The sequence below is a fragment of the Streptomyces sp. NPDC101225 genome (assembly GCF_044767585.1).
Classification (GTDB): Bacteria; Actinomycetota; Actinomycetes; order Streptomycetales; family Streptomycetaceae; genus Streptomyces.
The window spans coordinates 211,014-237,536 of the sequence record NZ_JBIWOE010000001.1 but is presented as its reverse complement, the minus strand read 5'-3'; the positions used below and the strand labels follow the sequence as shown (position 1 = coordinate 237,536).

The 26,523-nt window shown below is 73.6% G+C and carries 24 protein-coding genes; 12 read left to right on the top strand and 12 right to left on the bottom strand.

Annotated elements, in window-relative coordinates:
• Positions 1–27: 27 nt before the first annotated feature.
• The 3 genes from ACIRPX_RS01085 to ACIRPX_RS01075 all read right to left on the bottom strand — a co-directional run bounded on the left by ACIRPX_RS01085 (position 28) and on the right by ACIRPX_RS01075 (position 4,500).
• Positions 28–2,043 carry an FAD-dependent oxidoreductase gene (locus tag ACIRPX_RS01085; RefSeq protein ID WP_404187151.1) on the bottom strand — a complete coding sequence of 672 codons (2,016 nt, stop codon included), beginning with the start codon at positions 2,041–2,043 and terminating at the stop codon, positions 28–30.
• 1,108 nt (positions 2,044–3,151) lie between these two features.
• Entirely contained in the window at positions 3,152–3,520 is a 369-nt protein-coding gene (locus ACIRPX_RS01080; RefSeq protein ID WP_384253561.1) for a hypothetical protein, read from the bottom strand.
• 104 nt (positions 3,521–3,624) lie between these two features.
• Positions 3,625–4,500 carry a hypothetical protein gene (locus tag ACIRPX_RS01075; RefSeq protein WP_404187150.1) on the bottom strand — a complete coding sequence of 292 codons (876 nt, stop codon included), beginning with the start codon at positions 4,498–4,500 and terminating at the stop codon, positions 3,625–3,627.
• A gap of 275 nt (positions 4,501–4,775) precedes the next feature.
• On the opposite strand from ACIRPX_RS01075, the gene ACIRPX_RS01070 reads away from it, so the two are divergent.
• Positions 4,776–6,842, top strand: a complete 2,067-nt coding sequence (locus tag ACIRPX_RS01070; RefSeq protein ID WP_404187149.1) for a SpoIIE family protein phosphatase — start codon at positions 4,776–4,778, stop codon at positions 6,840–6,842.
• 111 nt (positions 6,843–6,953) lie between these two features.
• Entirely contained in the window at positions 6,954–7,634 is a 681-nt protein-coding gene (locus ACIRPX_RS01065; RefSeq protein WP_404187490.1) for a hypothetical protein, read from the top strand.
• A 25-nt stretch (positions 7,635–7,659) separates the two neighbouring features.
• Here ACIRPX_RS01065 and ACIRPX_RS01060 read toward each other — a convergent pair whose 3' ends face one another.
• On the bottom strand, positions 7,660–8,454 hold the full coding sequence (locus tag ACIRPX_RS01060) for a putative protein N(5)-glutamine methyltransferase (protein ID WP_404187148.1): 795 nt from the start codon (positions 8,452–8,454) through the stop codon (positions 7,660–7,662).
• 371 nt (positions 8,455–8,825) lie between these two features.
• Here ACIRPX_RS01060 and ACIRPX_RS01055 point away from each other — a divergent pair, with 371 nt between their 5' ends.
• Positions 8,826–9,263 (top strand): MarR family winged helix-turn-helix transcriptional regulator, encoded by a 438-nt coding sequence (locus ACIRPX_RS01055; protein ID WP_404187147.1) that lies wholly within the window; start codon positions 8,826–8,828, stop codon positions 9,261–9,263.
• Positions 9,264–9,270: 7 nt separating this feature from the next.
• Here ACIRPX_RS01055 and ACIRPX_RS01050 read toward each other — a convergent pair whose 3' ends face one another.
• A complete protein-coding gene (locus ACIRPX_RS01050) occupies positions 9,271–9,981 on the bottom strand; it encodes a GNAT family N-acetyltransferase (RefSeq protein ID WP_404187146.1) in 711 nt (236 codons plus the stop codon).
• Entirely contained in the window at positions 9,978–10,898 is a 921-nt protein-coding gene (locus tag ACIRPX_RS01045; RefSeq protein ID WP_404187145.1) for an NADP-dependent oxidoreductase, read from the bottom strand. Before ACIRPX_RS01045 ends, ACIRPX_RS01050 begins: the two co-directional genes overlap by 4 nt.
• 182 nt (positions 10,899–11,080) lie before the next feature.
• Here ACIRPX_RS01045 and ACIRPX_RS01040 point away from each other — a divergent pair, with 182 nt between their 5' ends.
• From ACIRPX_RS01040 to ACIRPX_RS01010, 7 genes are all read left to right on the top strand, one after another.
• Complete coding sequence (locus ACIRPX_RS01040; protein WP_404187144.1) at positions 11,081–11,686, top strand: sulfite oxidase-like oxidoreductase; 606 nt, start codon at positions 11,081–11,083, stop codon at positions 11,684–11,686.
• Positions 11,679–12,449: a ferredoxin reductase gene (locus ACIRPX_RS01035; protein WP_404187143.1), complete on the top strand. Its 771-nt coding sequence runs from the start codon at positions 11,679–11,681 to the stop codon at positions 12,447–12,449. The genes ACIRPX_RS01040 and ACIRPX_RS01035 overlap by 8 nt, the downstream gene beginning before the upstream one ends.
• Before the next feature lie 161 nt (positions 12,450–12,610).
• A complete protein-coding gene (locus ACIRPX_RS01030) occupies positions 12,611–13,195 on the top strand; it encodes a hypothetical protein (RefSeq protein ID WP_404187142.1) in 585 nt (194 codons plus the stop codon).
• A 106-nt stretch (positions 13,196–13,301) separates the two neighbouring features.
• Positions 13,302–14,270 (top strand): acetylxylan esterase, encoded by a 969-nt coding sequence (locus ACIRPX_RS01025; protein WP_404187141.1) that lies wholly within the window; start codon positions 13,302–13,304, stop codon positions 14,268–14,270.
• 12 nt (positions 14,271–14,282) lie between these two features.
• Positions 14,283–14,687, top strand: a complete 405-nt coding sequence (locus ACIRPX_RS01020) for a nuclear transport factor 2 family protein (RefSeq protein WP_404187140.1) — start codon at positions 14,283–14,285, stop codon at positions 14,685–14,687.
• Positions 14,688–14,777: 90 nt separating this feature from the next.
• On the top strand, positions 14,778–15,944 hold the full coding sequence (locus ACIRPX_RS01015; protein WP_404187139.1) for a serine hydrolase domain-containing protein: 1,167 nt from the start codon (positions 14,778–14,780) through the stop codon (positions 15,942–15,944).
• Positions 15,945–16,074: 130 nt separating this feature from the next.
• Entirely contained in the window at positions 16,075–16,818 is a 744-nt protein-coding gene (locus tag ACIRPX_RS01010) for a GntR family transcriptional regulator (protein WP_404187138.1), read from the top strand.
• Here ACIRPX_RS01010 and ACIRPX_RS01005 read toward each other — a convergent pair.
• Positions 16,788–17,753: an anti-sigma factor RsbA family regulatory protein gene (locus ACIRPX_RS01005; RefSeq protein ID WP_404187137.1), complete on the bottom strand. Its 966-nt coding sequence runs from the start codon at positions 17,751–17,753 to the stop codon at positions 16,788–16,790. The genes ACIRPX_RS01010 and ACIRPX_RS01005 overlap by 31 nt on opposite strands.
• Positions 17,750–18,655 (bottom strand): MEDS domain-containing protein, encoded by a 906-nt coding sequence (locus ACIRPX_RS01000; RefSeq protein ID WP_404187136.1) that lies wholly within the window; start codon positions 18,653–18,655, stop codon positions 17,750–17,752. The genes ACIRPX_RS01005 and ACIRPX_RS01000 overlap by 4 nt, the downstream gene beginning before the upstream one ends.
• A gap of 105 nt (positions 18,656–18,760) precedes the next feature.
• Here ACIRPX_RS01000 and ACIRPX_RS00995 point away from each other — a divergent pair, with 105 nt between their 5' ends.
• Positions 18,761–20,836 carry an ATP-binding protein gene (locus ACIRPX_RS00995; protein WP_404187135.1) on the top strand — a complete coding sequence of 692 codons (2,076 nt, stop codon included), beginning with the start codon at positions 18,761–18,763 and terminating at the stop codon, positions 20,834–20,836.
• 131 nt (positions 20,837–20,967) lie between these two features.
• On the opposite strand, the gene ACIRPX_RS00990 is transcribed toward ACIRPX_RS00995, so the two are convergent.
• Entirely contained in the window at positions 20,968–21,714 is a 747-nt protein-coding gene (locus tag ACIRPX_RS00990; RefSeq protein ID WP_404187134.1) for a methyltransferase domain-containing protein, read from the bottom strand.
• Between the two features lie 106 nt (positions 21,715–21,820).
• Here ACIRPX_RS00990 and ACIRPX_RS00985 point away from each other — a divergent pair, with 106 nt between their 5' ends.
• Entirely contained in the window at positions 21,821–22,228 is a 408-nt protein-coding gene (locus tag ACIRPX_RS00985; RefSeq protein ID WP_404187133.1) for a nuclear transport factor 2 family protein, read from the top strand.
• A gap of 31 nt (positions 22,229–22,259) precedes the next feature.
• Here the strand turns inward: ACIRPX_RS00985 and ACIRPX_RS00980 are convergent, their stop codons facing one another.
• The 3 genes from ACIRPX_RS00980 to hisD all read right to left on the bottom strand — a co-directional run bounded on the left by ACIRPX_RS00980 (position 22,260) and on the right by hisD (position 26,520).
• Entirely contained in the window at positions 22,260–24,179 is a 1,920-nt protein-coding gene (locus tag ACIRPX_RS00980) for a hypothetical protein (RefSeq protein WP_404187132.1), read from the bottom strand.
• A 281-nt stretch (positions 24,180–24,460) separates the two neighbouring features.
• A complete protein-coding gene (locus ACIRPX_RS00975; RefSeq protein ID WP_404187131.1) occupies positions 24,461–25,222 on the bottom strand; it encodes an SDR family NAD(P)-dependent oxidoreductase in 762 nt (253 codons plus the stop codon).
• Entirely contained in the window at positions 25,219–26,520 is a 1,302-nt protein-coding gene (hisD, locus tag ACIRPX_RS00970) for a histidinol dehydrogenase (RefSeq protein ID WP_404187130.1), read from the bottom strand. Before hisD ends, ACIRPX_RS00975 begins: the two co-directional genes overlap by 4 nt.
• Between the last annotated feature and the right edge of the window lie 3 nt (positions 26,521–26,523).

The window sequence follows — 26,523 nt, the reverse complement described above, 5'->3', positions numbered from 1 at the left end:
TCATCCTAGGGACGGCCCTGCGGCCCTCTAGAGGGCCGCCGCCAGCTCCGTGCCCTGCTGGATGGCGCGCTTGGCGTCCAGCTCGGCGGCCACGTCGGCACCGCCGATCACATGCACGGCGGCCCCGGCCGCGAGCAGCTCCTCGTACAGGTCGCGGCGCGGCTCCTGCCCGGTGCACAGCACGATCGTGTCGACGGCGAGCACCGTGCTCTCCTCACCGACGGTGAGGTGCAGTCCGGCGTCGTCGATGCGGTCGTAGCGGACGCCCGGGACCATGGTGACGCCGCGGTGCTTGAGCTCGGTGCGGTGGATCCAGCCAGTGGTCTTGCCGAGGTTCGCGCCGACCTTGGCCGGCTTGCGCTGGAGCAGGTGCACGGTGCGCGGCGGGGCGGGTCGCTCGGGGGCGGCGAGTCCGCCGGGGCCGCGGTAGTCCATGTCGACGCCCCACCGGCGGAAGTAGGTCTCCGGGTCCTCGCTCGCCTTGTCGCCGCCGTCGGTCAGGAACTCCGCCACGTCGAATCCGATGCCGCCCGCGCCGAGGATCGCGACGCGGTCGCCGACGGGGGCCTCGCCCCGCAGGACGTCGAGGTAGCCGACGACGCTGGGGTGGTCCACGCCGGGGATGTCGGGGGTGCGCGGGGTGACACCGGCGGCGACGACGACCTCGTCGTAGCCGGCCAGGTCGCCCGCAACGACAGGAGAGTTGAGGCGTACGTCCACGCCGTGGGCGTCGAGCTGGTGGCGGAAGTAGCGCAGCGTCTCGTCGAACTCCTGCTTGCCGGGGACCTTGCGGGCGACGTTGAGCTGGCCGCCGACCTCGCTCGCGGCGTCGTAGAGCGTGACGGCGTGGCCGCGCTCGGCGGCCGAGACGGCGCAGGCGAGTCCGGCCGGCCCGGCGCCGACGACGGCGACGCGCCTCCTCGACCGGGTCGGGGACAGGACGAGTTCGGTCTCGTGGCAGGCGCGCGGGTTGACCAGGCAGGAGGTGATCTTGCCGCTGAAGGTGTGGTCGAGGCACGCCTGGTTGCAGCCGATGCAGGTGTTGATGGCCTCCGGCCTGCCCTCGGCGGCCTTGGCGACGAAGTCCGGGTCGGCGAGCATCGGACGGGCCACCGAGACCATGTCCGCACGGCCCGTGGCGAGCAACTCCTCCGCCAGCTCGGGGGTGTTGATGCGGTTGGTGGTGACGAGCGGGACCGACACCTCGCCCATGAGCTTCCCGGTGACCCAGGTGTAGGCGCCGCGCGGCACGGAGGTCGCGATGGTGGGGATGCGCGCCTCGTGCCAGCCGATGCCGGTGTTGATGATCGTCGCCCCGGCGGCCTCGACCGCCTTGGCCAGGGTGATCACCTCGTCGAGCGTCGAGCCGCCGGGAACCAGGTCCAGCATGGACAGGCGGTAGATGACGATGAAGTCCTCGCCGACCGCCTCGCGGACCCGCCGGACGATCTCGACCGGGAAGCGCATGCGGTTCTCGTACGAGCCGCCCCAGCGGTCGGTGCGGTGGTTGGTCCGCGCGGCGATGAACTCGTTGATGAGGTAGCCCTCGGAGCCCATGATCTCCACGCCGTCGTAGCCGGCCCGGCGGGCCAGGCGGGCGGCGCGGGCGTAGTCGTCGATGGTGCGCTCGACGTCGGCGTCGGTGAGCTCGCGGGGCGGGAAGGGGCTGATCGGGGCCTGGAGCGGGCTCGGCGCGACGAGGTCCTGGTGGTAGGCGTACCGCCCGAAGTGCAGGATCTGCATCGCGATCCGGCCGCCCTCGCGGTGCACGGCGTCGGTGACCTCGCGGTGCCGCTCGGCCTCCTCGTCGGTGGTGAGCCTGGCGCCGCCCTCGTACGGACGGCCCTCGTCGTTGGGCGCGATGCCGCCGGTGACGATCAGGCCCACCCCGCCGCGCGCCCGGGCGGCGTAGAACTCCGCCATGCGCTCGAAGCCGCGCTCGGCCTCCTCCAGGCCGACGTGCATGGAGCCCATCAGGACCCGGTTGGGCAGCGTGGTGAAGCCCAGGTCCAGCGGGCTCAGCAGGTGCGGGTAACGGCTCATCGGGCCCCTCCGTGCGCGGTGTCGTGCTCACTGTTGTAGAGGCTCCGGCAGTGTTTTGCAACTAGTTGCATAACCGGGGAGGGGTGATCCGGGCCACCCCGGCGCAGCAGGGCTCCATGAGCCTCCAGGACGCCGAGGTGGTCGCCCGCGCCCGGCGGCTGGTCCCCCGCCCGAGCCGGTCCGGGACCGACGCCCGCGCAACCCGTCCTCACCGGGTTCGGGGGCCGGCTCGACGCCCACGGCCTGCCGTTTCGGCGTCTCCGGGACGACACCGGCCGCCCGGTCGCAGCGCCGGTGGAGGTGACCGGCGCCCGGCCGGGCCCGTGGCGGGCCCTCGGCGCCCGCGTGGACACCGCGTCCTGCGGCGACCAGCGCACCTGGTCGTTCGCACCGGACCACGCGGACGTGCCGGACGGGTGGCGACGGGGCCGTGGAGCCGCCGGCTCCACGCCGGCGGCGCCGATGTTCCGCCGTGGCGCGGCGGAGGTGCGCGCGGCGGCGCCGCTGGACGACTGCTGGCACACCGGCGGCTTCGGCGGCGTCCCGGGCCTGCCTCGCGGACCCGGCGGCGGTGCGCCCGGCCGGGACCGCGATCGGCCGCCCCGGCCCGGAGGAGGGGGTGGTCGGCGGGCGGGGACCGCCGGGCACGCGGAGACGGGCCACGCGGGGGCGCGGCACTCGGCGCCGTCTCCCGCGCGGCGCCCCCGTCCAGCCGCTGGAGGAGAGTGGACTCCCGCCCGCGGACGCGGGCTTCCCGCCGCCGCCGAAGTTGACGGCGAGGTCCTGTCACGGCGGCGAGGGCCCGTGACGGTCCCCGGTCGGCGCGAACCGGGCATCGGCATCCGCACCGCACCGGCCTTCGACGCCCGCGCGGCACCGGCCCTGGTCCGCGCGGCGAGCGCCGAACCGGACCGGCTCCTGCGCGCTCCCCGCCCCACCACCGTCACCCGGATGGCTCAGTGGGCGCCCCTCCGCCCGTCCGAGGCGGAGCGGCCCGCGGCCGCCGTGCTCAGCGCCGCGGCCCAGGAGGGCCTGCCGGTCCGGAACGGGACCGCCGGCCCCTCGGACACCGGCAGCGCGCCGGCGGTGCACCCGGCGTACCGGCGGGTCACCGGCTTTCGAGGCGTACGTGCAGTTCCCGTTCCTGGTCGCCCGACGCCGACATGAGGTCGCGGACCGTGAACAGCGGGTCGAGGGTCGAGCGGAGGCGTTCGATCGCCCAGTAGCCGCCCTGCGCGTCCACCTCGACGGAGGAGGCCAGACGCGCGGGCGGCGGGCACTCGTGGGCGTCGGTGACCTCGAAGGTGCCGAGCCAGACCATCGGGCGGGTCTCATGGAGCTGCTGCGGCACCTCGTCGGGACCACGGTCCGACTCGAAGCAGGCGCACAGCGTGTCGAAGACGATCCGGGCGTCCTCCTTGCTGCATCCACTGATCTCGAGGGATACGGGCTCCTCGTGCGGTCGCACACGGTCCATCGTGATCGCTCCTCTCGCGGCGGTGGCGCGGCGGTGCGAGTTCCCCGCGAACCGCGCCACATCCCCAGAAAAGCACCACTGTCCGGGCCGGACCAGCGCTCGGCTCAGCCCCGTGTGAAGCGGTACGTCTTGCTGTCCGTCAGCACGCAGAACCCCGGCGACACGACGATCACCCGCAGGGTGCCGCTGCGGCGGTCGTAGTCGATGCCCTCCGCCTCGAACGTGCCCGAACAGGAGCTGCGCAGCGGCAGCTGCCGGAGCGCCGTGACATGGCCGGAGACGTCGGAGCTGCCGTTCGGGGCGGCGGACAGGTCGACCTGGAGCAGCGGCTTGGTCATGCCGAACAGCGAGCCGTCCGGGTCGTCGGAGGAGCACAGCAGGGTCGTGGGGCCGGAGAAGTCGCAGCCCTGCACATCGCGTACGGCATGGTCGAGGACGACCGTGGAGACCTGCGGGAGGTCGGCCGACGGCGAGGTGGTGCCGTTGACGCCCGGGGTGGGCAGGACCAGGAAGCGGTTCATCGTGCCGTACTCCCCCGACAGCATCCACTGCCCGTCCGGCGAGATCGCGACCCACGAGTTGTTGAGCGCCTCGCCGGAGCCGAGCGTGTGGACGTACTCGGACCAGCTGCCGTCGGGTGCCTGGACGCGGTACATCTTCGCGTTGCCCGAGTCCGCCTGGTAGGGCTCGACGATGTGGCCGTCGTAGGAGGCGTCGGGGTCACCGACGTGGTTCCAGCCCCGGCTTCTCACGCTCAGCGGGATGGTGCCGATGCCGGTGTAGTGGTTGGGGCTGCCGGCCGGCACCTCGACGGAGGCCAGGCCCTGGCTCTCGGTGAGCGGATCGGCCCGGTCGGAGCCCACCTCGTTCCAGGTGTCGGCGGCCGCCGCGGGCGGGGCCGCGGACAGGACGGCGGCGCTCGCGAGGGCGAGGACCGCGGTCAGCGCGGCGTGACAACGTTGCCGGACACGCAGGGGCATGGCAGGGCTCCTTCATGGGGGGCGGGGCTGGCTCGGCGGACAGTCTGACCCGGCCAGGTGGTCATGTACAGACCATCTCGGTAACGGAGGCCGTCGGTTCGGCGACGCTGCGTGGCGGGTAGTGTCGTCAGCGCTCCGGGGGACGGTCCCGGCCGTGTTGAGGGATGGTGGAGGTGGGCGACAGGGTCGTCACAGCGACGGTTGGGCGCGGTAGAACTTGGGGAGTCGGCACGGGGGACGACGTGCCGCGTGAACGGGCGAAGGCGGTGCGTGGAATGAGTGCACCTCGGTTTCCGATGGCCGACGGCGAGCAGTCGGTCAGGCCGAGCGGGCTGCTCGACATGCTCGGCATGGCCTCGGTGGTCCTGGACGCCGAGGGACGCATCGTCCTGTGGAGCCCGCAGGCCGAGGAGCTGTTCGGCTACCCGGCCCGGGAGGCGCTGGGCGAGTACGCGGCCCGGATCATGGTGCACGAGCAGCATCTCGACCTCGTGATCAAACTCTTCGCCGACGTCATGCTCACCGGCCAGAGCTGGGCCGGCGCCTTCCCCATCCGGCGCAAGGACGGCACCACGCGTCTGGTGGAGTTCCGCAACATGCGCCTGCTGGACGACCACGGCGACGTCTACGCGCTGGGCCTGTGCGCCGACCGGACCACCGTGCGGCGGCTGGAGCGGGACGTGGCGCTGTCCAACCGCATGATCGCCCAGTCCCCCATCGGCCTGGCCGTCCTGGACACCGATCTGCGCTACGTCTCGGTCAACCCGGCGCTGGAGCGGATCAACGGCATCCCGGCCGAGGACCACGTCGGCCGGTCGATCCGCGAGGTCCTGCCCCATCTCGACGTCGACATGATCGAGGCGGCGGCGCGGCAGGTGCTGGAGACCGGAACGCCCGTGGTGGACCGGCAGACGACCGGGCGGACCGCGGCCGATCCGGACGAGGAACGGGCCTGGTCGATGTCGCTGTACCGGCTGGACGACGCGGTCGGCACCGTGCTCGGTCTGGCCGGTTCGGTCGTGGACGTCACCGAGCAGCACCGGGCGAGCGTCGAGGCGGAGTCCGCCCGGCGCCGGCTGCAGGTCATCGCGGACGCCTCGGCCCGCATCGGCACCACGCTGGAGCTGGAGCGCACCGCGCACGAACTGGCCGACGTCGCCGTGCCGGAGCTCGCCGACGTGGCCGCCGTGGACCTGCTCGACGCGGTGGTGCTGGGCCGGCGCAGCAGCCTCGGCCCCGCCGAGGCCGCGGTGATCCGCGCCCTCGCCGTGCACGCGGACGACGCCCCGGAGGCGCTGCGGGCGGCCGACCAGCCCGGGCAGGTGGCCCGCTACGGTCCCGACCGGCTGGTCACCGAGTGCGTGCGCACCGGACAGCCGGTGATGGTGGCGCGGGTCGAGCCCGCCCATCTGCCCCGTATCGCCCGCTCGCCCGAAGCCGCGGACCTGCTGGCCCGCGCGGGCGTCCACTCCTATCTCGCGGTCCCGCTGATCGCACGCGGCGAGGTGCTGGGCGCGCTCGACCTCAAGCGCACCCGCAACCCGCTGCCGTTCAGCGAGGACGATCTGCTGCTCGCCCGCGAACTGGCCGCCCGGGCGGCCGTGCAGATCGACAACGCCCGCTGGTACCAGAACGCCCGCGACACGGCGCTCACCCTCCAGCGCAGCCTGCTGCCCAGCCATCCGTCGGTGACGGGCGGCCTGGAGGTCGCCTCCCGCTACCAGCCGGCGGGCGCCACCAGCGAGGTCGGCGGCGACTGGTTCGACGTGATCCCCCTGGAGGGCGGCAAGACGGCGCTGGTGGTGGGCGACGTGATGGGCAGCGGCATCAACGCCGCCGCGACCATGGGCCGGCTGCGCACCGCCACCAACACCCTCGCCTCGCTCGATCTCGACCCGGCCCGGGTCCTGGAGCACCTCGACCGGATCACCGAGGGCCTGGACCACTCCATCGCCACCTGCGTCTACGCCGTCCACGACCCGGAGCTGCGGCAGTGCCGGATCGCCAACGCGGGCCATCTGCCACCGGCCCGGCTGCGCGCCGGGCACGCGCCCGAGCTGCTCGAACTGCCCACCGGGGTGCCGCTGGGCGTGGGCGGCGTGGCCTTCTCCACCACCACCGTCGATCTGGAGCCGGGCGACCGCCTGGTGTTCTACACGGACGGCCTGGTCGAGACGCGGCAGCATCCCCTCGACGAGCGCCTGGACGAGCTCCTGGCCCTGCTCGAAGGGCCCGACCGTCCCCTGGAGGAGGTCGCGGACCTGCTGCTGCGCACCCTGCACCAGCCGGACAACTCCGACGACGTGGCACTGCTCATCGCGCGCGTGCAGAAGACGTGCTGATCAGCCGGGTTCACAGGTAATGATTACTCGGTCCTTATCGACCTCGTTCGACAATCACAGCAAGGCGTGGCACGCAGATGCCGGGGCCGTGGCCGATGGGAGCGAGCCGTGATGCACGAGCCGGACCAGGAACCCACCGCGGACATGGAAGTGATGACGGGCCCGGGCGGGCCGGACCGCGAGGCGGGGCCGTGGCGCCGGCGCTCCCGCCGCGCGCGTGCCGTGACCGTGGCCGCCACGGTCGTCGCCCTCGCCCTCGGGGGCACGGTCGCCTACGCGGCGACCTCGGGCGGCACGGGCCAGGGGGCCACACCGTCCGCGTCCGGATCCGCGGCGCCGTCGCCGGGCGGCCCCGGCGACCGGCACGGCGGCGGCCGCTGGTTCGGTGCCGGCGGGATGGGCGTGCACGGCGAGGCGACCGTCAAGGACCAGGACACCGGCAAGTGGATCACCCGGACGTGGCAGCGCGGCACCGTCGAGAAGATCGACGGCGACCAGGTCACCGTCAAGAGCGAGGACGGCGCCTCGTGGACCTGGACCGTGAACTCCGGCACCACCGTGCTGCGCGACGGCACGAAGGGGTCCGGCGCCGGCGACCTGAAGAAGGGTGAGACGGCCTTCCTCGTCGGCACCCGCGACGGCAACGGCACCAGGACCGCGACGCACGCCCTCGAGGGAACGCGGAACGGCACGGGCCCCGACGGCGACCACCACGGCAGGTTCCCGGGCCACCGGAACTGGCGCATGCCGGCCCCGTCGACGAGCCCGTCGGGCAGCGGCGCCACGACCTGACGCCGCCACCGCGACGACACGGGGGCTACTGCCTGACGCCCACGACCACGTTGGCGTACAGCTCCTCGGAGACCGCCAGGCGTGCCGTCAACCCGCCCGCGGAGAAGGCCTCCAGGGCGGCCGGGGCCTGGCGTTCGCTTGTTTCGACGAGGACGCAGCCGCCGGGAGCGAGCCAGCCGGTGGCCCCGGCGGCCACGCGGCGCAGGACGTCGAGACCGTCGGTGCCGCCGTCGAGGGCGGTGCGGGGTTCGTGGTCGCGGGCCTCCGCGGGCAGAAGGCCGACCTCGTCCGTGGGGACGTAGGGGACGTTGGCCGCGAGGATGTCGATCCGGCCGCGCAGTCCGTCGGGCAGGGCCGTGAACAGGTCGCCCTGGTGGACGCGCCCCTCGACGTTGCGCCGAGCACAGCGCACCGCGGCCGCATCGACGTCCGCGGCGTGCAGTTCCACGGGGCCGAGCGCACGGGCCAGCGCGGCGCCCACGGCGCCCGAACCGCAGCAGAGGTCGACCACGACGGACGCGTCCGGGACCTGGGCGAGGGCCTGCTCGACGAGGAACTCGGTGCGGCGGCGGGGCACGAAGACCCCGGGCTCCACGGTGATGCGCAGTCCGCGGAACTCCGCCCAGCCGAGGACGAGTTCGAGGGGCAGTCCAGCGGCACGGCGGTCGACGAGGGCGGCGATACCGTCCGGCGTGCGGGCGGTGGCGAGGATCAACTCCGCCTCGTCCTCGGCGAAGACGCAGCCCGCCGCTCGGAGCGTGGCGACGACCGCGTCACGGGTGGCGGGCGACGGCGGAGAGGAAGGAGACAGTGGGGGCATGGAAGCCGAGAGCCTTTCGGTGAGTCGAAGGGCGCTCTCGGGGCGGCCTAGCGGCGGCCCGTGTGATCCTGGAGGAGAGCACCCGACCTGCGCACTGCGGAAATGGGTCCCACCTCCTCCGTCTGCGGCGGCCGGGGCGTTCCCGGGCCGGACGGCCACATTACCCCAACGCTCAGACGCCGACCGCCCCCTCGGCCTCCTCCGCCGCCGCCTCCTCACGAGCCTTCGCGTCCGGCTTCCGGGGCCCGGGCACCGGCGCGGCCGAGGTGTACGTGAGCCCCGTGCCGGCACACGCCAGAAGTTGTACTCTACAACCAAGAACGACCGGGTGAGGGTCCGAGGCGGGATCCTCGGCGGGCGAGGGAGGTCCGGTGGATGCGGACGAGGCCGTGGAGACGATCCAGCGGGAGATGACCGCCTTCGCCCGCCGTGCCCGCGCGTCGGCGGGCCGTATGCACCCCGAGCTGTCGCTGGTCTCGTACACGCTGCTCGGGCATCTGGAGGAGAGCGGCGGCTGCCGGGCCACCGACCTGGCGGCGCACTACGCCCTCGACAAGTCGACGGTCAGCCGTCAGGTCTCGGCGCTGGAGCGGGCCCGTCTCGTCGAGCGGCGCACGGACCCGGACGACCACCGCGTCCAGGTCCTGCAGCTGACCGAGGCGGGCACCCGCATCCTCGCCCAGGTCACCGACAGCCGCCGGGCGGCCTTCCGGGAGCGGCTGGCGGACTGGCCCGAGGAGGACCTGGAGCGGTTCGCCGGCTACCTCGTGCGCTACAACACGGGGGCACACCCCGGCCAGGAGCCGTGAACGCGCGTCAGGAAACCGCCACCACCCGCCCGTCCGCGAGGTGTTCCGGGGCGCGGGCCGACATGAACGCCGTGGTCCGGCGCAGCCGGAAGCCGAGTGCCTCGTAGAGCCGGATGGCGTTCGTGTTGCCCGCGCCGGTGTGCAGGAACGGCGTCTCGCCGCGTTCCCGGATGCCGTGGGCGACGGCCAGGATCAGCCGGCTCGCCAGGCCCTCGCCGCGCACGGACGGGTCGGTGCAGACGGCGCTGATCTCGGTCCAGCCGGGCGGGTGCAGCCGCTCCCCCGCCATCGCGACGAGGGTGCCGCCGCGGCGGATGCCCAGGTAGGTGCCGAGTTCGATGGTGCGGGGCAGGAAGGGGCCGGGCCGGGTGCGCGCGACGAGGTCGAGCATCTCGGGGACGTCGGCGGGGCCGAGGAGGACGGCCTCCGGCTCCGGGGCGGCGGCCAGCCCGTCGTCGACGTACTGCACGCCCTCGATCCGGAACGTGACCTCCCAGCCGGCCGGGACTTCGCCGCGGAAACCGAGCAGCGGGACCTCGGCGCCGGGGCCCGCGAGCGCCGCGAGGTCGGCCCAGTCCCGGGCGTCGGGCTCCGCGGGCAGCGCCTGCCAGGGCGTCACGTCGACGGGATAGCGCAGCACCCGGCCGCGCCGCTCGGCGAAGTGGGCGTGCGGGCCGGTCAGCGCGGCGAGGGCGGGGTGGTCGAGGACGTGGCTCATCCGGCGTTCTCCGTGGGGACGATCACGATCTTGCCGCGGGCGTGGCCCTCCTCGACGGCGCGCAGCGCCTCCCCGGCCCGGTCCAGGGGGAAGGTCTGCGTCACGTGCGGGTCCAGGCTGCCGTCGACGACGAGGCCGGCCACCTCGGCCAGCCGGGCGGGGGTGCGGACCCGGGCGACGCGGGCGCCGCCGAGTTCCCGCGCCACCTCGGGCGGGGCCCCGGCCGTGACGAGTCCGGTGCGGTCGGTGAGCAGGGTCGCGGCCTCGGTGAGGACGGCGCCGCCGACGAGGTCGTAGACGCCGTCGACCGCGACCGGCACGCGCCGGGTCCAGTCCGCGCCGGACGGGACGTGCACGGCCCCCAGGGACTCGATCAGGTCCTTCTTCGCCTCGCTCGCGACGCCCACGACGCGCAGCCCGAGCGCGCGGGCGATCTGCACGGCCGCGACGCCGACCCCGCCGCCCGCACCGGTGACCAGCAGGGTCGCCCCGGCCGGCAGGCCGAGCTGGTGGACGCCGTCGTACGCCGTCGCGGCCGCGACGGGCAGGGTCGCCGCGTCGGTGAAGGACACGGCCGCGGGCTTGTGCGCGCTGAAGCCGGTCGTCAGCAGCGCGTACTCGGAGTACCCGCCGACGACGGGCTGCCCGAAGACCTCGTCCCCGGCGGCGAAATCCTCGACCCCTTCGCCGGCCTCCTCGACGACGCCCGAGACCTCGCTGCCCAGGAAGGCGGGGAAGACGCGCTCACCGTCGCCCGGGCGCCGGAAGCCGGTGCGCAGCTTCCAGTCCACCGGGTTCACGCCCGCGGCACGCACGGCGACCAGTACCTGGCCGGCGCCGGGGACGGGCCGGTCCACCTCGATCAGGGCCTCCACCTCGGGCCCGCCGTTGCGGGTGAAGACGTACGCCTTGGGCATCTGCTCCCACTCCTTCGCTGTCGACGACGGCCACAGTGGGCAAGGGTGATCGGCGCGCTGCTATTCCCGCGGCGCCGCAGATGTCGTACGGCCCTGGTGATCGCGGCCCCCGGGCGGAAGCACGGCGGGCGGGCACGTACGGTGGAACAGGTCCGCCGTCGCTTCCGTCCCGCTGGAATCCCATGAACGTCACCCGAGGCTTCACCGGACGCCCCCGCGTCCACCGTCCCGGCCTGCCGCCGGGCCAGTACGACACGGGCGACGACTGGCCCGTCCTGTCCGCCGAGGTCACCCCGGAGCTGGCGCCCGCCGACTGGACCTTCCGCGTGGACGGGCTCGTGGAGCGGCCGCGCACCTGGGACTGGGAGCAGGCGCACGCGCTCCCGGCGTCGGCGTACGAGGGCGACATCCACTGCGTGACGGGCTGGTCGAAGTTCGGCGTGCGGTTCGGGGGCGTCTGCCTGGACTCGTTCCTCGACGCGGCGCGGCCCCGTGCGTCGGCCACCCACGTCGTGGCGTACTCGCACACCGGGTACACCTCGAACCTGCCGCTCGCGGACCTGACGGGCGGCCGGGCGTGGATCGCCTGGGAGTACGGCGGGCAGCCGCTCACCCCCGAGCACGGCGGGCCCGCCCGGCTGCTCGTGCCCCACCTGTACTTCTGGAAGAGCGCCAAGTGGATCGCCGGCCTCACCCTCCTCGACCACGACGAACCGGGCTTCTGGGAGCAGAACGGCTACCACGCGCGCGGCAACCCCTGGCAGGAGCAGCGGTACTCCGGTGACTGACACGTCCGCCTCCCCCTCCTTCGCTCCCCCGGCCCGCTTCCGCGTGCCCGGCCGTATCGGCGTCAGCGAGGAGACCGCCGCCGTGTGGCACACGGCCACGCTCACGCAGATCCGCCGCGAGACACCCCGCGCGGCCACCTTCCGGTTCGCGGTGCCCGGCTGGACGGGGCACCTGCCCGGCCAACACCTGCTGGTGCGGCTGACCGCCGGGGACGGATACACGGCCCAGCGCCACTATTCGATCGCGTCGGCCCCCGACGACACCGGGCACGTCGAACTGACCCTGGACCATGTGGCGGACGGCGAGGTCTCGGGCTGGTTCCACACCGTCGCCGAGCCCGGTGACCGGATCGCGATGCGTGGCCCGCTGAGCGGCTTCTTCGCCTGGCCCGGCGACCGGCCCGCGCTGCTGGTCGGGGCCGGCTCCGGAGTCGTGCCCCTCATGTCGATGCTGCGGCACCACCGGGCGCGCGGCCTGGACGTACCGCTGCGGCTGCTGGTGTCCGCGCGCGGTCCCGAGGAGCTCATCTACGCGCGCGAGTTCGGCGCGGAGACGACGCCCGTGTTCACGCGCAGCGCGCCGGCGGGCGTGCCGGTGGGACGGATGGCCGCCGCACATGTGGCGCCGCTCCTGGCCGAGCCGCCTCCCGGTGGGTGGGAGGCCTATGTCTGCGGCTCCAACTCCTTCGCCGAGCACGCCTCCCGGCTGCTGGTCGCGGCCGGCCAGCCGGTGGACCGGATCCGTATCGAACGCTTCGGGTGACGTGGCGCAAACCACTGCGTCCGGCCGGCCCTCCGTGGACGAACACCTTGTCGCGGGGTACCCCGTCGTCAGGGCACTCGCGCGCGGAGGGGATACGGAGGGATCATACGGACCGACCGGGAAACGGCCCCTCCGGCTTCGGTGACGGCGAGGAGGTCGACATGCGGACCCGGGTGCGCGGCCGGCGCCGGCGGCGCAATCCGCTGCGGCGCCGGTCGGATGTGATCGAGGCGTGGACGGCGCTGTTCTTCGGCGTTCTGCTGCTGGTGGGCGCGCCGCTGGCGGGAGCGCTGGCGGGCTGGTGGGCGCACGGCGAGGCGCGGAGCGTCGCCGTGGCGCAGCGCGCCGCACGCCACCAGGTGCGGGCCGAGGTGGTCGGCACGGCACCCGACCAGCTGCCCACCGTGCAGGCCGGCCGGCAGCACTCGTACCGCGTGCGGGTGCGCTGGACGGACGCGGCCGCCCGGCCGCACACCACGACGGCCCGCGTTCCGGCCGGCACCCGGCACGGCGACCAGGTCGCCCTCTGGTTCGACACCCAGGGCCGAAACGTGCCCCCGCCGGCCGGCAGCACCGCGATCTGGCAGCACACCGTGACCGTCGGCACGATCGCCGCGGGCGCCGCCGCCGCGGCGGTGCTGCTCACGAACGCCGTCGTGCGCCGCGTCGCCGCCGGCCGGCGGCTGGCCGAGTGGGAGCGGGCGTGGGCGCGGATCGAGCCGGACTGGACGCGGCGCCGGGCGTGACCGATCGACCGCGGTGACACGAGCGTTCACGACGCCCTGGCGGGTAGTTGGACCACCCACGTACGGTGTGATCATCCGCACCGGCCCTTCACGAAGGCGGTTCCAGATGGCCCTGTTCGACCTCCCGCTCGACGAGCTCCACGCGTATCGCAGCGCGTCCGCGGAGCCCGAGGACTTCGACACGTTCTGGTCCAAGACCCTCGAGGAGGCCCGCGAGCACGACCTGGACGCCCGCTTCGAACCGGTCGACACGGGTCTGACGACGGTCCGGGTGTACGACGTGACGTTCGCGGGATTCGGCGGGCACCCGGTCAAGGGCTGGCTGACCCTGCCCGCCGGGGCCGGGGAACCGCTGCCGCTGGTGGTGGAGTTCATCGGCTACGGCGGCGGGCGCGGCCTGCCGCACGAGCATCTGCTGTGGGCGTCCACCGGCCGCGCGCACTTCGTGATGGACACCCGCGGTCAGGGCAGCGCGTGGGGCGGGGGCGGCGGCACCCCGGACCCGGTGGGCGGCGCGCCGGCCTACCCCGGCTTCATGACCCGCGGCATCGACGCCCCCGAGAACTACTACTACCGCCGGGTGTTCACGGACGCGGTGCGCGCCGTGGAGGCGGCCCGCTCGCACCCGCTGACCGACGCGTCCCGCACGGTCGCCCTCGGCGCCAGCCAGGGCGGCGGGATCACCATCGCGGTGGGCGGTCTGGTCCCGGACCTGACGGCGATCGCGCCGGACGTGCCGTTCCTGTGCGACTACCCGCGCGCCGCCACCCTGACGGACCGTCACCCCTACCGCGAGATCGGCCTGTTCCTCAAGACCCACCGCGGCCGCACCGGCGAAGCACTGCGCACCCTGTCCTACTTCGACGGTGTGCACTTCGCCGCCCGCGGCCGTTGCCCCGCGCTGTTCTCGGCGGCCCTGGAGGACCAGACGTGCCCGCCCTCCACCGTCTTCGCGGCCTACAACGCCTGGGCGCAGGGGGACAAGACGATCGAGGTCTACGACTTCAACGACCACGAGGGCGGCGGCCCCTTCCAGGACGCGGCCAAGCTCCGGTGGCTGCGGTCTTACGTCTGAGGGCGCGGGGGCATGGACACACGTGAGGCCGCCGAGCGCTTCGTCCGCGTCTGGGAGCGGGCCTGGGCCGTGCATGACGTGGCCGCGCTGCTGGAGCTGTACGCCGAGCGGTGCGTCCACCGCTCGATGCCGTTCCGGGAGCCGCACCGGGGGCGGGCCGAGCTGGCCGCCTACCTGCGCCGGTCGTTCGTCCACGAGCGGGTGACGGACGTGCGGTTCTCGCCACCGATCGTCGGCCCGGACGGCGTCGCCGTGGCCGAGTTCCGGGTGCTGGCCGAGGAGGACGGTGTCGCGTCCGCCCTGGCGGGCTGCGTGTTCGCGCGGTTCGACGACGCCGGTCTGGCGGTCGAGACACGGGACTACTGGCACACGGCCGACGGTCACCGCGAGCCCACCCAGAAGCTCTTCTTCCTCTGACCTTCCCTCCAGTCCGACCAGTCGGTACGTTCTCCGGAAACCTGGCCGCAGAGCCGCGGCCCGGGTTTCCGGCGGACGACGGAGGGCCCCATGGCGGAGCGCGAGCCAGAGCTGCACGGTTACTGCGACGAGCGGTTCACGGCGGTGCGGACGGCGCTGGAGGACAATTTCCGGGACCGCGAGGAGCTCGGCGCCGCGGTCGCCGTGAGCGTCGGCGGTGAGGTCGTGGTGGATCTGTGGGGCGGCTGGGCCGACGCGGCCCGCACCCGGCCCTGGGAACACGACACCCTGGTCAACGTCTGGTCGACGACGAAGGGGCCGGTCGCGCTGTGCGCGCACCTCCTCGCCGACCGGGGACTGCTCGACTTCGACGCACCGGTGGCCGCCTACTGGCCCGAGTTCGCCGCGGCCGGCAAGGACAAGATCCCGGTACGCCACCTGCTGTCGCACCGCGCGGGGCTGTCCGGCCTGCGCGAGCCGCACTCGCTCGAACAGCTCTACGACTGGGAGCTGACGACACGGCGGCTCGCGGCGACGGAGCCCTGGTGGGAGCCCGGGACGCGGTCCGGGTACCACGCGCTGACCTACGGTTTCCTGGTCGGGGAGGTCGTGCGGCGCATCTCGGGGCTGCGGCCGGGGGCCTTCCTGGAGCAGGAGGTGACCGGTCCACTCGGGATCGACTTCCGGATCGGGCTGCCCGAGAAGGAGTACGGGCGGGCCGCCGAGCTGGTGCACCCGCGGGCCGCCTCCGGCAGCGAACAGACGTCGACGTTCGGCCAGTTGACGCCGGCGGCACTGGCCGCCCTGGCCAACCCGCTGGTCGGCGCCTCCGAGGCCAACACGCCCGGGTGGCGGGCCGCCGAGATCCCGGCGGCGAACGGGCACGGCACGGCGCGGGCGGTCGCCGCGCTCTACGGGATCTTCGCGGGCCGCGGGTCCCTCGACGGCCACCGCGTCCTGTCGGCCGAGGCGGCCGAGCGGGTGCGTGAAGGCCAGGGCAGCTGCCGCGACCTGGTTCTCGGCGCCGGGTTCGAGGGCGAGACCGAGGTCGGGCTCGGACTGTGGCTGAGCGGCACCAACGGCTCCTACGGTCCCAACCCGCGCGCTTTCGGACACGACGGCTTCGGCGGCTCGTGCGGCCTCGCCGACCCGGAGGCAGGGGTGTCGCTGGGCTACGTCATGAACCGGATGGGGCCTCATATCGCCGACGACCCACGGAAGACGGCCCTGGTCGACGCCGTCTACGGCGCCCTGTGAACGGCCTTGCGCGCGGGCCGGTTTCGGCCGAACCCGCAGACCGCTCTTCCTTTCTGGTTTAGACCAATGCTAGATCTGGTGGCGCACTGAGTCCGCACGGCTACGGCATGTCACCTTCAGGAGGCGCGGCATGGCCCGCACCACCCCGCACGACCCTCCCCTGCCCGAGCAGGAGCCGCTGTACTGGCGTGTCGCGACGCGGCTGCTCGGCGAACTGCGCGACGGCGGCATCCCGCCCGGCGAGCGGCTGCCGGGCGAACGCCACCTGGCCGAGCGCTTCGCCGTCAGCAGGGAGACGATCCGGCAGGCGCTGGAGGTGCTGCGCCGCAACGGCGTGGTCGCCACCGACCGGCGCGGCAGCCACGCCACCCTTCCCGGACTGCCGGTGGAGAGCCCCTGCTCGCTGGCCTTCCCGGTCGGCGCGCGGGCGGCGGACCCGGGCGCCCTCGACCGGGCCCGGGTCTCCTGGGAGGCGCCCCCGCCGGAGCACGCCGCGGCCCTGGGGCTCGCCCCGCACCGGCCGACGCTCGTGCACCGCTACGAGTCGGCCGGCGCCGACGGCCGCGGAAGGCGCACGGCCATGACGTCGTTCTCGGCCGTGGCCCTGTCCGAGGTGGAGGAGCTGGGCCGCTACCGCGGCCGCGCCGACGGCGCCTGCGCGGCCCAGCTGCGCCGCGCCTACGACTGGATGCGCAGGGCGGGCCTGTCCCTGCACCACCGGGACACCATCACCCCCCTCGCGGACACCCCCTCGGTGCGGGTGACCCGGCGCGTGCACGACCAGTACGCGCGGCCGCTGGAGATCACCGACCTGGTCGTGGACGCCCATCCGGAGGCCCTGATCTACGAGTTCACGCTGCCCGCGGCGGGCTGAGCGCGCGCCGGGCGCCGGAAGTACAGCCACACGACGGAGCCCTCGGGGGCGAGGTCGCCGTCGACCAGATCGCTCAACTGCCGCACCAGCCACATGCCGTGGCCGCCGGCCGCACCCACCTCGGGCGGCAGGTGGCCGGGGAAGGGCGGCCAGGCCACCGGCGTGCGCGCGCCGAAGTCGGAGATCTCGCAGATCACATGGTCCCGGTCGCTGTGCAGACGTACCACACCCTGCCCACCGCCGTAGCGCACCGCGTTGACCATCGTCTCGTGCGCCGCCGCCACCAGGTCGTACGCCCGCTGCTCGGACAGGCCCAGGCGGCGGGCGTACGCCGTCAGGGCGCGGCGTACGGCGGCGGTCCGGCCCCGGGTGAAACGGATGCCGTCCGCTCCCCCGGGCAGCCGGGCGAGGCCCCGCCCGTCGCACTCCGCGGAGAAGGCCGCCGGATCGGCGTAGTCCACCGCGGCGCGTGACTCGTGGACGAGCTCGGGGTGGGTGCGGGCGGCGCCGCACACGACGCCCTCGGGCAGCGCGCGGACGTCGTAGGGACACAGGATCCAGTGGCCGGAGCCGGCGAAGGCGACGTTCACCAGGGACTCGTACCGCATCCACTCCCGGGTCTCCAGCTCCGTACGGCCCTCCCACACCGGCTCGCCGACGACGCGGACCCGGCGGCCCGCGCCCTGCCGGTCGCAGTAGGAGTGGTAGCGGCCCAGGGTGCGCGAGGGGCAGTCGTACCAGTCGAGCGCGTCGTGCGACTCCAGGTCACGGAAGCGGCTGCCGAGCGCCTCACCGAGCAGGGTGATGTTGCGGAGGCTCACCACCACCAGCAGCGTGTCACCCGCGTCGAGCCCGTCGCGGACGAAGCGGCCGACCGTGTCGAGGAACTGGTCCTCCGACCGGTAGCGCAGGGCCTGGTGGACGAATCCGGTCACACCGACCCTCCGTTCGGCGCGCCCGCGCCCGCGGCTTCGATGTGCAGGCCCGGCACCCGGTCCCAGCCGGTCACCCGCATCACCCGCTGCACATGCGGCGCGACTCCCGACAGTTCGAGGGTGCGGCCCGCCGCGTCCAGGCCGAGCGCGGTGAACACCAGCAGGCGCAGCGCCCCTACGTCGATGAAGCGCAGACCGCGCAGGTCGACATGGGTCCGGGAGGCGGCACGGCCCCGGGCGCGGTCGGTCTCGGCGCGCAGGGCCCGGGCCACGGCGGTGACGTTCGTGTCGTCCACCTCACCGGCCAGGGCGAGGCCCGGGGGCGCGAAGGTGCGGCTGATGACGAGGAGGTCGTCGCGCCACACGTCGTCGGCACCGACCCGGCCGTGGTGCAGGCCCGCGATCGGGCCGAGCTCGGTGTCGCCGAAGATCCGCCGGTCGTACTGGCAGATCCCCAGAACCGGCAGCGAGGAGAACACGGGGTCGAGCAGCAACTCGCTGTCGTGGAGCGTCTTCAGCTCCTTGCCGGCCAGCGAACGCAGGCTCTCCGTGCACACGCGCAGACCGAGGAACCCGTCACCGAGGGCCCGGCGGGCCTCGCGGCGGATCACCTCGTCCAGGTCCCACAGGCCCTCCGGGACGGCCAGGTGCGGGTCGACGCACAGCCGGCCGTCGGCGAGTTCCTTCTCGACCGGGCAGCCGTGCGCCTCCAGGAAGGACAGGGCGACTCCGCCGGGGACGTCGACGGGCGGCAGCAGCAGGCCGCGCTGCCCGCTGGCCAGACCGTCCAGCAGGAACACCGCGAGGACGGCCTCGCGCTCTTCGTCCGTGTCGTAGCCGAGGAGAAAGTGGTCTCCCTGGCGCATCTGTCCCACGGTTTTCTGGGTGGGTACGACGGCCATCCCCGTACCTCCCTCGGGTGGACGGGCCGCTTCCACGCTACGCCGCGAGCGGTCCCGCCGTGAGGGGTTATCGTGTGCGCCATCGGTTCCGGTGATGGGGGGACGATGGCGGCCTCTGTACCGGGCGGCAGGATCGGCAACCTTCCCGCCGAGGCGAACGTCTTCGTCGGCCGCAGGCACGAACTCGCCGGGATCGCGGGGCTGTTGGGAACCGAGCGACTGGTGACGCTGACGGGTCCGGGCGGGGTCGGCAAGTCCCGGCTGGCGCTGCGGGCCGCGCACGCCGGGACGGCCGGGTTCCCGGGTGGCACCTGGCTGGTGGAGCTGTCGGAGCTGCGGGACCCGGAGCTGCTGACGAACATCGTGGCCCAGGCGACCCGACTGACCGAGCAGACACTGCGGCCCCTCCTGCAGGCCGTCTGCGAACATCTCACGGGCGCGCCCGTCCTGCTGGTCCTGGACACCTGTGAGCACGTCCTGGACGCATGCGCACGCGTCGTGCAGGAACTCCTCGCGAACGTCCCGGACCTGCGCGTTCTGGCCACCAGCCGGCAACCCCTGGGCGTGCCCGGCGAGCAGTTGCTGACCGTGGCCCCGCTGCCGCTGGGCGAGCGCGACGACGCGGTGGCCCTGTTCGCGGCCCGGGCCGCGGCGGCACTGCCCACGTTCACGCTCACCGACGGCAACCGGGCCGACGTCGCCGCCGTCTGCGCCCGGCTGGACGGCATCCCGCTGGCCCTGGAGCTGGCCGCCGTACGGCTGCGCGGCTTCCCGCTGCACCGGCTGCTGGAGGGCCTCGACTCCCGTTTCGACCTGCTGGTCTCCCCCGCCCGGCCGCGCCTGGCCCGGCACCAGACACTGCGCACCGCGATCGGCTGGAGCCATGAGCTGTGCACCCCGCTGGAACGGCTGCTGTGGGCGCGGCTGTCGGTGTTCGCGGGCGGCTGGGACGTGGAGGCGGCCGAATTCGTCTGCCACGGCGGCCCCTTGGACCCGGAGGAGATCCTGGCCCTGCTCGCCTCCCTCACCGAGAAGTCCATCATCACCCGGGACGGCGAGGGCGCGGCGCTGCGCTACCGGATGCTGGACACCGTCCGCTCCTTCGGCGCCGAGTGGCTGACCGGGCTCGGCGAGGTGGAGGCGGTCCGCGTCCGCCACCGCGACTACTTCCGCTGGATCGCCCGCCAGGGCGAGGCGGAGTGGCTCGGGCCCGGCCAGTGGATGTGGTCCGAGCGGCTGACCGTGGAGCACGCCAATCTGCGGCTGGCGATCGAGGAGTGCCTGACCGCCGCGGAACCCGAGACGGCACTCGAACTCACCGGCTCGCTCTGGTTCTTCTGGTTCGCCTGCGGTTTCACGGAGGAGGGCCGCACCTACCTGGAGCGGGCCCTGCGCCGCACCCCGAAGCAGGGCGGGCCCGAGTACACCCTCGCCGTCTGGGCGCACCGGCTGGTCACCGTCGTCCCGGACGACCTGGAGGCGGCCGAGTCGGTGAGCGCCGCCTACGTGTGGCTCGCCGAGGAGCGCCGGCTGCCGGTGCCCGCGCTGCCGCTGACCGGCGCGAGTCTCGCCGTACGGGGTGAGTCGGCGCGGTCGGCGGTGCTGTACGGAAGCGTCCGGCAGGCACCTGCCGGGGACGGCGGAGCGGAGTTCTTCCAGCTCCTGACGCTCGCCGTGCAGGCGTATCTGCTGGCGAGCCAGGCCGCGTTCGAGCGGTGCGCGGCGGTCGCCGGGCGGTTGCGCGCCGAGTGCGCCAAGCGCGGTGAGCTGTGGATGCGGGCCTGGGGCGACTTCTTCGTGGCACTCGCCGGGATCGGTCTCGGCCACCCCGACGAGGCGCTCCGCCCGGCGCGCGAGGCGCTGTCCGCCAAGTGGCGGGTGCACGACCGGATCGGGGCCGCCGCGATCGCCGACCTCCTGGTGGCCGCGCAGGCCGCGCGGGGCGAGGACGAGCTGGCCGCGCGGCTGCTGGGCATCAGCAGACGCCTGTGGCACGCGGCCGGTCTGCCGCAGCTCGGCCGGCCGGACCGGACGATCTTTCACCGCGAGTACGAGCGCCGGCTGCGCGCCTGCCTCGGCGACGCCTGCTTCTCGGCGGCCGTGTCCGCGGGGCGGGAGCTGGAGCCGGAGGAGGCGATTGAACTGGCGTTGGGCGGGTCCCTGGACGGGTTCGAGGTCTGACCGGGCCGCGCGGCGCGTCCCGGCGGCGGGCGGGGTGGCGACCTCGCGGCCTCCGGCCGGATCGCACGGGTCCGGTTCCAGCCGGATCGCACGGGTCCGGTTCCGGCCGCATCGCGTCAGGCCGGACCGCGTCAGGCCGGAACCGGCCGGGCCTTCCGGCTCACGGCCACGACCATGCGCGCACGTGGGCTGCCGTCGCCGCGGCGCCCGAACTCCGGCAGCGTCGCGAGGTGCACGCCGAATCCCGCCCGCTCCAGCTCCCGCGCCACCTCGCCGAGCCGGAAAGCGCGGTAGTACATGACGAACGGGGGCCGCCATACGGCGTTGCGCACCCGCATGACCAGGTCGAAACCCAGCAGCGTCCAGTACGCGGGCGACGTGGGCCGGGGCGGGGCGAGCACGGGGAAGGCGAACCTGCCGCCCGGCCGGAGCACGGAGTTCACCTGCGCGAACAGGCCCGGCAGTTCGCGGGGCAGGAAGTGCCCGAACGCCCCGAAGCTCACCACCAGGTCGAAGGTGCCGGGCGCGAACGGCAGCGCCCGGACGTCGCCGCGGACCCAGGAGACCGCGGGCTCCGGCGGCCGTGCGGTCCGTCGTGCCACGTCGAGCATGCCCGCGCTGAAGTCGATCCCGGTGGCACTGCGCCGGCACATCCGCGCAAGGACGTCGACCCCCGCCCCGGTGCCGCAGGCCAGGTCGAGACCGGCGTCGAAGGGACCCGTGCGGGCCAGCGCCGAGGCGCAGGCGTCGAGCACCGGTCCCGGGGTCCGGAAGGGGGTGTGGTCGAACTTCGGGGCGAGCAGGTCGTAGCCGTGCTCGACGGACGAGAGCGCCTGGACGGCGAGCTCGCGCAGGCTGGGGCCTTCGGGACTGAACATCGCCGTCAGCTTAGCCAGCGCGCCGGTCCTCGGCGGTGGACACCCGGCCGTCCGCTGATTAGTCTCATCCACACCTACTCCACTAATTGACCAATGAGGTGATCCGATGCGAGCGTTCCGTGCGGCGGTCGAGGCCGGAGACATGGACGCCGTGGAGGCGCTGCTGGCCGAGGACGTCGTCTTCACCAGCCCGGTGGTCTTCAAGCCGTATCCGGGCAAGGCGATCACCGCCGCGATCCTGCGCGCGGTCTCGCAGGTGTTCCAGGACTTCCGCTACGAGCGTGAGCTCGCCGGGGACGACGGCCGCGACCACGCCCTGGTCTTCACCGCCCGGGTCGGCGGCCGCGAGCTGACGGGCTGCGACTTCATCCGCCTGAACGAGGACGGCCTGATCTGCGAACTCATGGTCATGGTCCGGCCGCTGTCGGGCGCGCAGGCGCTGGCCGCGGAGATGGGAGCGCGGTTCGACGAGATCGTCAAGGAGGCGGAGGCACGGTCCGCCTCCGCCTCCTGAACGTCACGCCCCGGACGTCACCTTCCTCGCCTCACGCCACGGTGAGGGTGATCGCGCCCGTGTAGCTCTCGCCGGGTGTGACGGCCGTCGGGCTGCCGTCCACGGTCATCGTCACCGACCTGCCGCGCGGCGCCCGTACGGCGGCGTCGGCGGCGAGGGTGAGGGCGGTCAGGTGCGAGGTGCCGGTGACCGTCCAGGCCGAGCCGCTCTTCAGCCTGACGACGGCGCCGTTGTTGACGGCGGCCTGAACCGTGTTGGTCACGATGCCCAGCTCGTAGAAGGTGGACGCGTCGATGCGGGGCACCCGGTGCTGGGTCCTCGTCGCGGAGATGACGCCCTCGACGGTGGAGTCCTCGAAGGTCAGCACCATGTTCCTGCCGGTGCGCATGCCGTTGTAGAAGTCGCCCCTGAGCACGATGGAGGTGAACGTGGCGGCGCCGTCGGTGGTGTGGACCGCCGTGGTGTCGAAGGAGGAGTCCTTCGTGGGGTCGGTGGTGGGCTCGGTGTAGACGCCGACGTTCATCATCCTGCCGTCGACGTCGACCGGCCCCGGGTCGTCGAGTTCGATCATCTGCAGGATGACGCCGTCGCGCGGGTCGAGGCGGGCGCCCTGGGAGCCGTCGACGCTGATCGTGGTCTGCTGGCCCTTGTTGAGGAAGGTGGCCCGCTCGGAGTTGACGACGGTGCCGCCGTCGAGGGTGAGTGTGCCGGCGCCGAAGAACATGTAGCCGAAGTGGCCCGAGTTCACGACCGTGCTGCGGACCGGGATGCTCCTCAGCTCGGCGTGCGACAGGCCGAGGTCCAGTTCGGTGCTGAGCGCGGCGACGGCGTCGCGGGTGCTGTCGCCGTAGTGCACGACGGCCGCCGGGCCGGCGATGATCGTGGCGTAGGAGCCGACGTCGAAGCGGGAGCCCAGCACCCGCACGGTGGCGTCGCCGATGGCGTAGGTGCCGTAGCCGTAGTCACCGGTGTTGCCGACGTGGCAGTTGACGGCGGACAGCTTCAGGCCGCTGCCGCCCTCGACCGACAGGGCTCCCCATGTCTCGGAGAAGACGGTGGAGTTGAGATAGGTGGCCGCGCTGTTCCTGCCGATGAGGTTGGTGGCGCGGACGTTGCCGTCGAGGCCGAGCATCCAGGGCACGGACTCCATGTACGGCGTCTCGACGGTGGCCTGGTAGTCGGAGGGCAGGACGCCGTTGCGGGCGCGCAGCACGGAGTCCTTGACGAGGACGTTGGCGCCGCCGCCGGCGATGACGGTGGTGCGTACGACACCCTTGTTGTCGATCCGGGCGCCGTCCACCACCAGCCTGGTCGAGGAGCCGTCGCCGACCACGGCCGCGCCGTAGCCCGCGAAGTCCGAACGGCCGTTGCCCGTCAGGGAGATGACAGGGGCCTGCAGGGTGTAGGCGCCGCTCTCGACGTAGACGCCGTTGAAGCACTCGCCGGTGGAGGTGATCGACACGTTCCGTGCGGAGGTGTCGGAGACCCTGCCGCCGCGCACGGCGCAGAGCACGGACCTGGCGGAGTCCACGCCGCCGGAGCCGACGTAGAGCGCCTGCCGGAAGGGGAAGGTGAGCGTCTCGTAGGTGACGTCGTGGGACTCGGCGACGGTGAGGACGACGTCCCCGCGGTAGGTGCCGGCCTGGATCAGGGTCGCGGTGGCGCCGGTCGCGGTGAGCGCCTGGCCGGTCTCCACGCCGTTCACGGTCAGGCTGATGTCGTGGCCGTCCGGTGCGACGATCCTGCCGCCGTCGGCGACGGTCAGTTCGCTCACCCTGGTGGTGGCGGCGAGTTCGTACGTCTCCCCCGCGCCGACCGCGATCCTCGTGGCGGAGGACGGGGCGGACGCCGATGCCGACGGGGTGGCGGTGGCGGAGGCGGCCGGCAGGAGCACGGCCGTCGCCGTGGCGGTACCGGCGATCAGGAACGAGCGTCGGGAAGTCAGCGTCATGGCAGGCCTTTCCACGGGTGGAGTGCGCGATCGCGCAGCGTCACGAGCCGCCCGCCCGGAGCGGGGCGGCGAAGGCACCTCAGGTGCGCAGACCGGAGTGAATCAGCCTTGGTCAACCCGGGACAGGCAGCGCACACACGCATCTCATGACCCGATGCCTCGGATCGGGCGGCCCACTTCATGGTGATCACACAGAGTGGTCACAGTGGGTGCCGCACCGTGCGCACGACGGCGGGGCGAACGGCCTGCGCGCCGTCCGCCCCGCCGTTCTCCCCGTGTGGCTACGCGGGCGCGATCATCCCCGCCGACAGGTCGATGTCCGCTCCGCACAGGGCCGGCATCGCGAGCATCGCGACGAGTGCCCGGGCGACCTCGTCCTCCTCCACCAGCCGGCCGAGGGCGGCCCGGGAGGCGAAGTCGCGTTCCGCCTGCTCGGCGGTGCAACCGGTCAGTTCGGCCGTCAGGCGGAAGTTGCGGTCCATGCGCGGCCCCCGCACCGGCCCGGGTGAAAGGGAGTTGACCGCGACGCCCCGCGGGCCGACCTCCCCGGCCAGTGTCCGGGTCAGACCGAGCAGCGCCATCTTGGAGGCGGTGTACGGCGTCCGGTCGAGCAGCGGTCGTTTGCCGCTGACCGAGGCGATGTTGACGACGTCGCCCCGGCCTGCCGCGATCATCGGGGGCAGAAAGGCCCGGCACATGAGGTAGACGCCGCGCACGTTGACGGCGAACACGTCGTCCCACTCGTCCGGTTCGACGTCCACGAGGGGCCGGACCGGTCCCGCGACGCCCGCGTTGTTGACCAGCAACGATACGTCCTCGTCGGCGAGTTCGGCGGCGAGCACCCGCACGGCCGCGGGATCGGAGACGTCGCAGACGGCCGTGTGTGCCGCGTCGCCCACCTTCGCCGCCGCCTCGGCGAGGGCCTGCCCGTTCCGGCCGACCAGGATCACCCGGGCCCCGGCCTTCGCGAGCGCCAGGGCGAAGGCGCTGCCCAGTGGTCCTCCGCCGCCGGTGACCAGCGCCGTGCGCCCCGCCAGGGTCACGCGGTGTTCCAGGGCAGCTCGTCACCGGCGGCCCTGGCCGCGCGGACGTCACCGGAGCGCGCGTGGCCCTCGAACAGCTCGACGCGTGCGGCCCGCCCGCACAGTCTGCCGAGCAGGGCCTGCGCGTCGGTGTCGGTGACCTCCTGGTAGGTGACGGTCTTGAGGTACTTGCCCACCCACAGGCCACCGGTGTAGCGGGCCGCGCCGCGCGTCGGCAGCACGTGATTGGTGCCGATCACCTTGTCGCCGAAGGAGACGCAGGTGCCCTCGCCCAGGAACAGGGCGCCGTACTGGGTCATCCGCTCCAGTGCCAGGCGCGGCTCGGCGGTCAGCACCTCCACGTGCTCGAAGGCGAACGCGTCGGCCAGCGCGTACAGTTCGTCGACCGTGTCGACGACGTGCACCTGGCCGTGGTCGCGCCAGGCGGGTTCCGCGAAGTCGCGGGTCGGCATCCCGGGCAGGATGCGCTCGACCTCGGCGAGGGTCTTCTCGGCGACCTCGCGGGAGGTGGTGATGAGCACGGCCGGCGAGTCGGGGCCGTGCTCGGCCTGGGAGAGCAGGTCGACGGCGCAGACGAAGGGGTCGGCGTCCTCGTCGGCGAGGACGAGGATCTCGGTGGGCCCGGCGAACAGGTCGATGCCGATCTCGCCGAACAACTGCCGCTTGGCCTCGGCGACATAGGCGTTGCCGGGCCCGGCGATCAGGTTCACCGGCCGCATGGAGCCGGTGCCGACGGCCATCGCCGCGACCGCCTGGACCCCGCCGAGCAGCCAGATCTCGTCGGCGCCCGCGAGATGCATCGCGGCGACCGTCGCGGCCGGGATCTCGCCGTGGATGGGCGGGGTGCAGGCGACCACCCGCGGCACGCCCGCCACCTTGGCGGTCACGATGGTCATATGGGCGGAGGCGGTGAGCGGGTAGCGCCCGCCCGGGATGTAGGCGCCCGCGGCCTGCACGGGGACGTGCTTCTGGCCGAGCTTCACGCCCGGCAGCGTCTCCACCTCGAACTCGCCCAGCGAGTCGAGCTGGTGGCGGGCGAAGGTACGCACCTGCTCCTGCACGAAGCGGATGTCGTCGAAGACCTGCTGGGGCACCGACGCGACGATCTTCCCGACCTCCTCGTCGCTCAGCCGGAAGGAGCCGGGGCTCCACCGGTCGAACTTCTCGGAGTACGCGCGCACGGCCACGTCGCCGCGCTCACGGATGTCCGCGATCACCTCCGCCACGGTGGAGCGGACCTGGTCGAGGGAGGCGGTCACCTCGGCCTTCGGCACGGCATGCTTCAGGATCTCTGCCACAAC

Coding starts and splice junctions, on each gene's coding strand:
- ACIRPX_RS01085 (WP_404187151.1), bottom strand. CDS start 2,043: ATGAGCCGTTACCCGCACCTGCTGAGCCCGCTGGACCTGGGCTTCACC.
- ACIRPX_RS01080 (WP_384253561.1), bottom strand. CDS start 3,520: ATGGACCGTGTGCGACCGCACGAGGAGCCCGTATCCCTCGAGATCAGT.
- ACIRPX_RS01075 (WP_404187150.1), bottom strand. CDS start 4,500: ATGCCCCTGCGTGTCCGGCAACGTTGTCACGCCGCGCTGACCGCGGTC.
- ACIRPX_RS01070 (WP_404187149.1), top strand. CDS start 4,776: ATGAGTGCACCTCGGTTTCCGATGGCCGACGGCGAGCAGTCGGTCAGG.
- ACIRPX_RS01065 (WP_404187490.1), top strand. CDS start 6,954: ATGCACGAGCCGGACCAGGAACCCACCGCGGACATGGAAGTGATGACG.
- ACIRPX_RS01060 (WP_404187148.1), bottom strand. CDS start 8,454: ATGCCCCCACTGTCTCCTTCCTCTCCGCCGTCGCCCGCCACCCGTGAC.
- ACIRPX_RS01050 (WP_404187146.1), bottom strand. CDS start 9,981: ATGAGCCACGTCCTCGACCACCCCGCCCTCGCCGCGCTGACCGGCCCG.
- ACIRPX_RS01045 (WP_404187145.1), bottom strand. CDS start 10,898: ATGCCCAAGGCGTACGTCTTCACCCGCAACGGCGGGCCCGAGGTGGAG.
- ACIRPX_RS01040 (WP_404187144.1), top strand. CDS start 11,081: ATGAACGTCACCCGAGGCTTCACCGGACGCCCCCGCGTCCACCGTCCC.
- ACIRPX_RS01030 (WP_404187142.1), top strand. CDS start 12,611: ATGCGGACCCGGGTGCGCGGCCGGCGCCGGCGGCGCAATCCGCTGCGG.
- ACIRPX_RS01025 (WP_404187141.1), top strand. CDS start 13,302: ATGGCCCTGTTCGACCTCCCGCTCGACGAGCTCCACGCGTATCGCAGC.
- ACIRPX_RS01020 (WP_404187140.1), top strand. CDS start 14,283: ATGGACACACGTGAGGCCGCCGAGCGCTTCGTCCGCGTCTGGGAGCGG.
- ACIRPX_RS01015 (WP_404187139.1), top strand. CDS start 14,778: ATGGCGGAGCGCGAGCCAGAGCTGCACGGTTACTGCGACGAGCGGTTC.
- ACIRPX_RS01010 (WP_404187138.1), top strand. CDS start 16,075: ATGGCCCGCACCACCCCGCACGACCCTCCCCTGCCCGAGCAGGAGCCG.
- ACIRPX_RS01000 (WP_404187136.1), bottom strand. CDS start 18,655: ATGGCCGTCGTACCCACCCAGAAAACCGTGGGACAGATGCGCCAGGGA.
- ACIRPX_RS00995 (WP_404187135.1), top strand. CDS start 18,761: ATGGCGGCCTCTGTACCGGGCGGCAGGATCGGCAACCTTCCCGCCGAG.
- ACIRPX_RS00990 (WP_404187134.1), bottom strand. CDS start 21,714: ATGTTCAGTCCCGAAGGCCCCAGCCTGCGCGAGCTCGCCGTCCAGGCG.
- ACIRPX_RS00985 (WP_404187133.1), top strand. CDS start 21,821: ATGCGAGCGTTCCGTGCGGCGGTCGAGGCCGGAGACATGGACGCCGTG.
- ACIRPX_RS00980 (WP_404187132.1), bottom strand. CDS start 24,179: ATGACGCTGACTTCCCGACGCTCGTTCCTGATCGCCGGTACCGCCACG.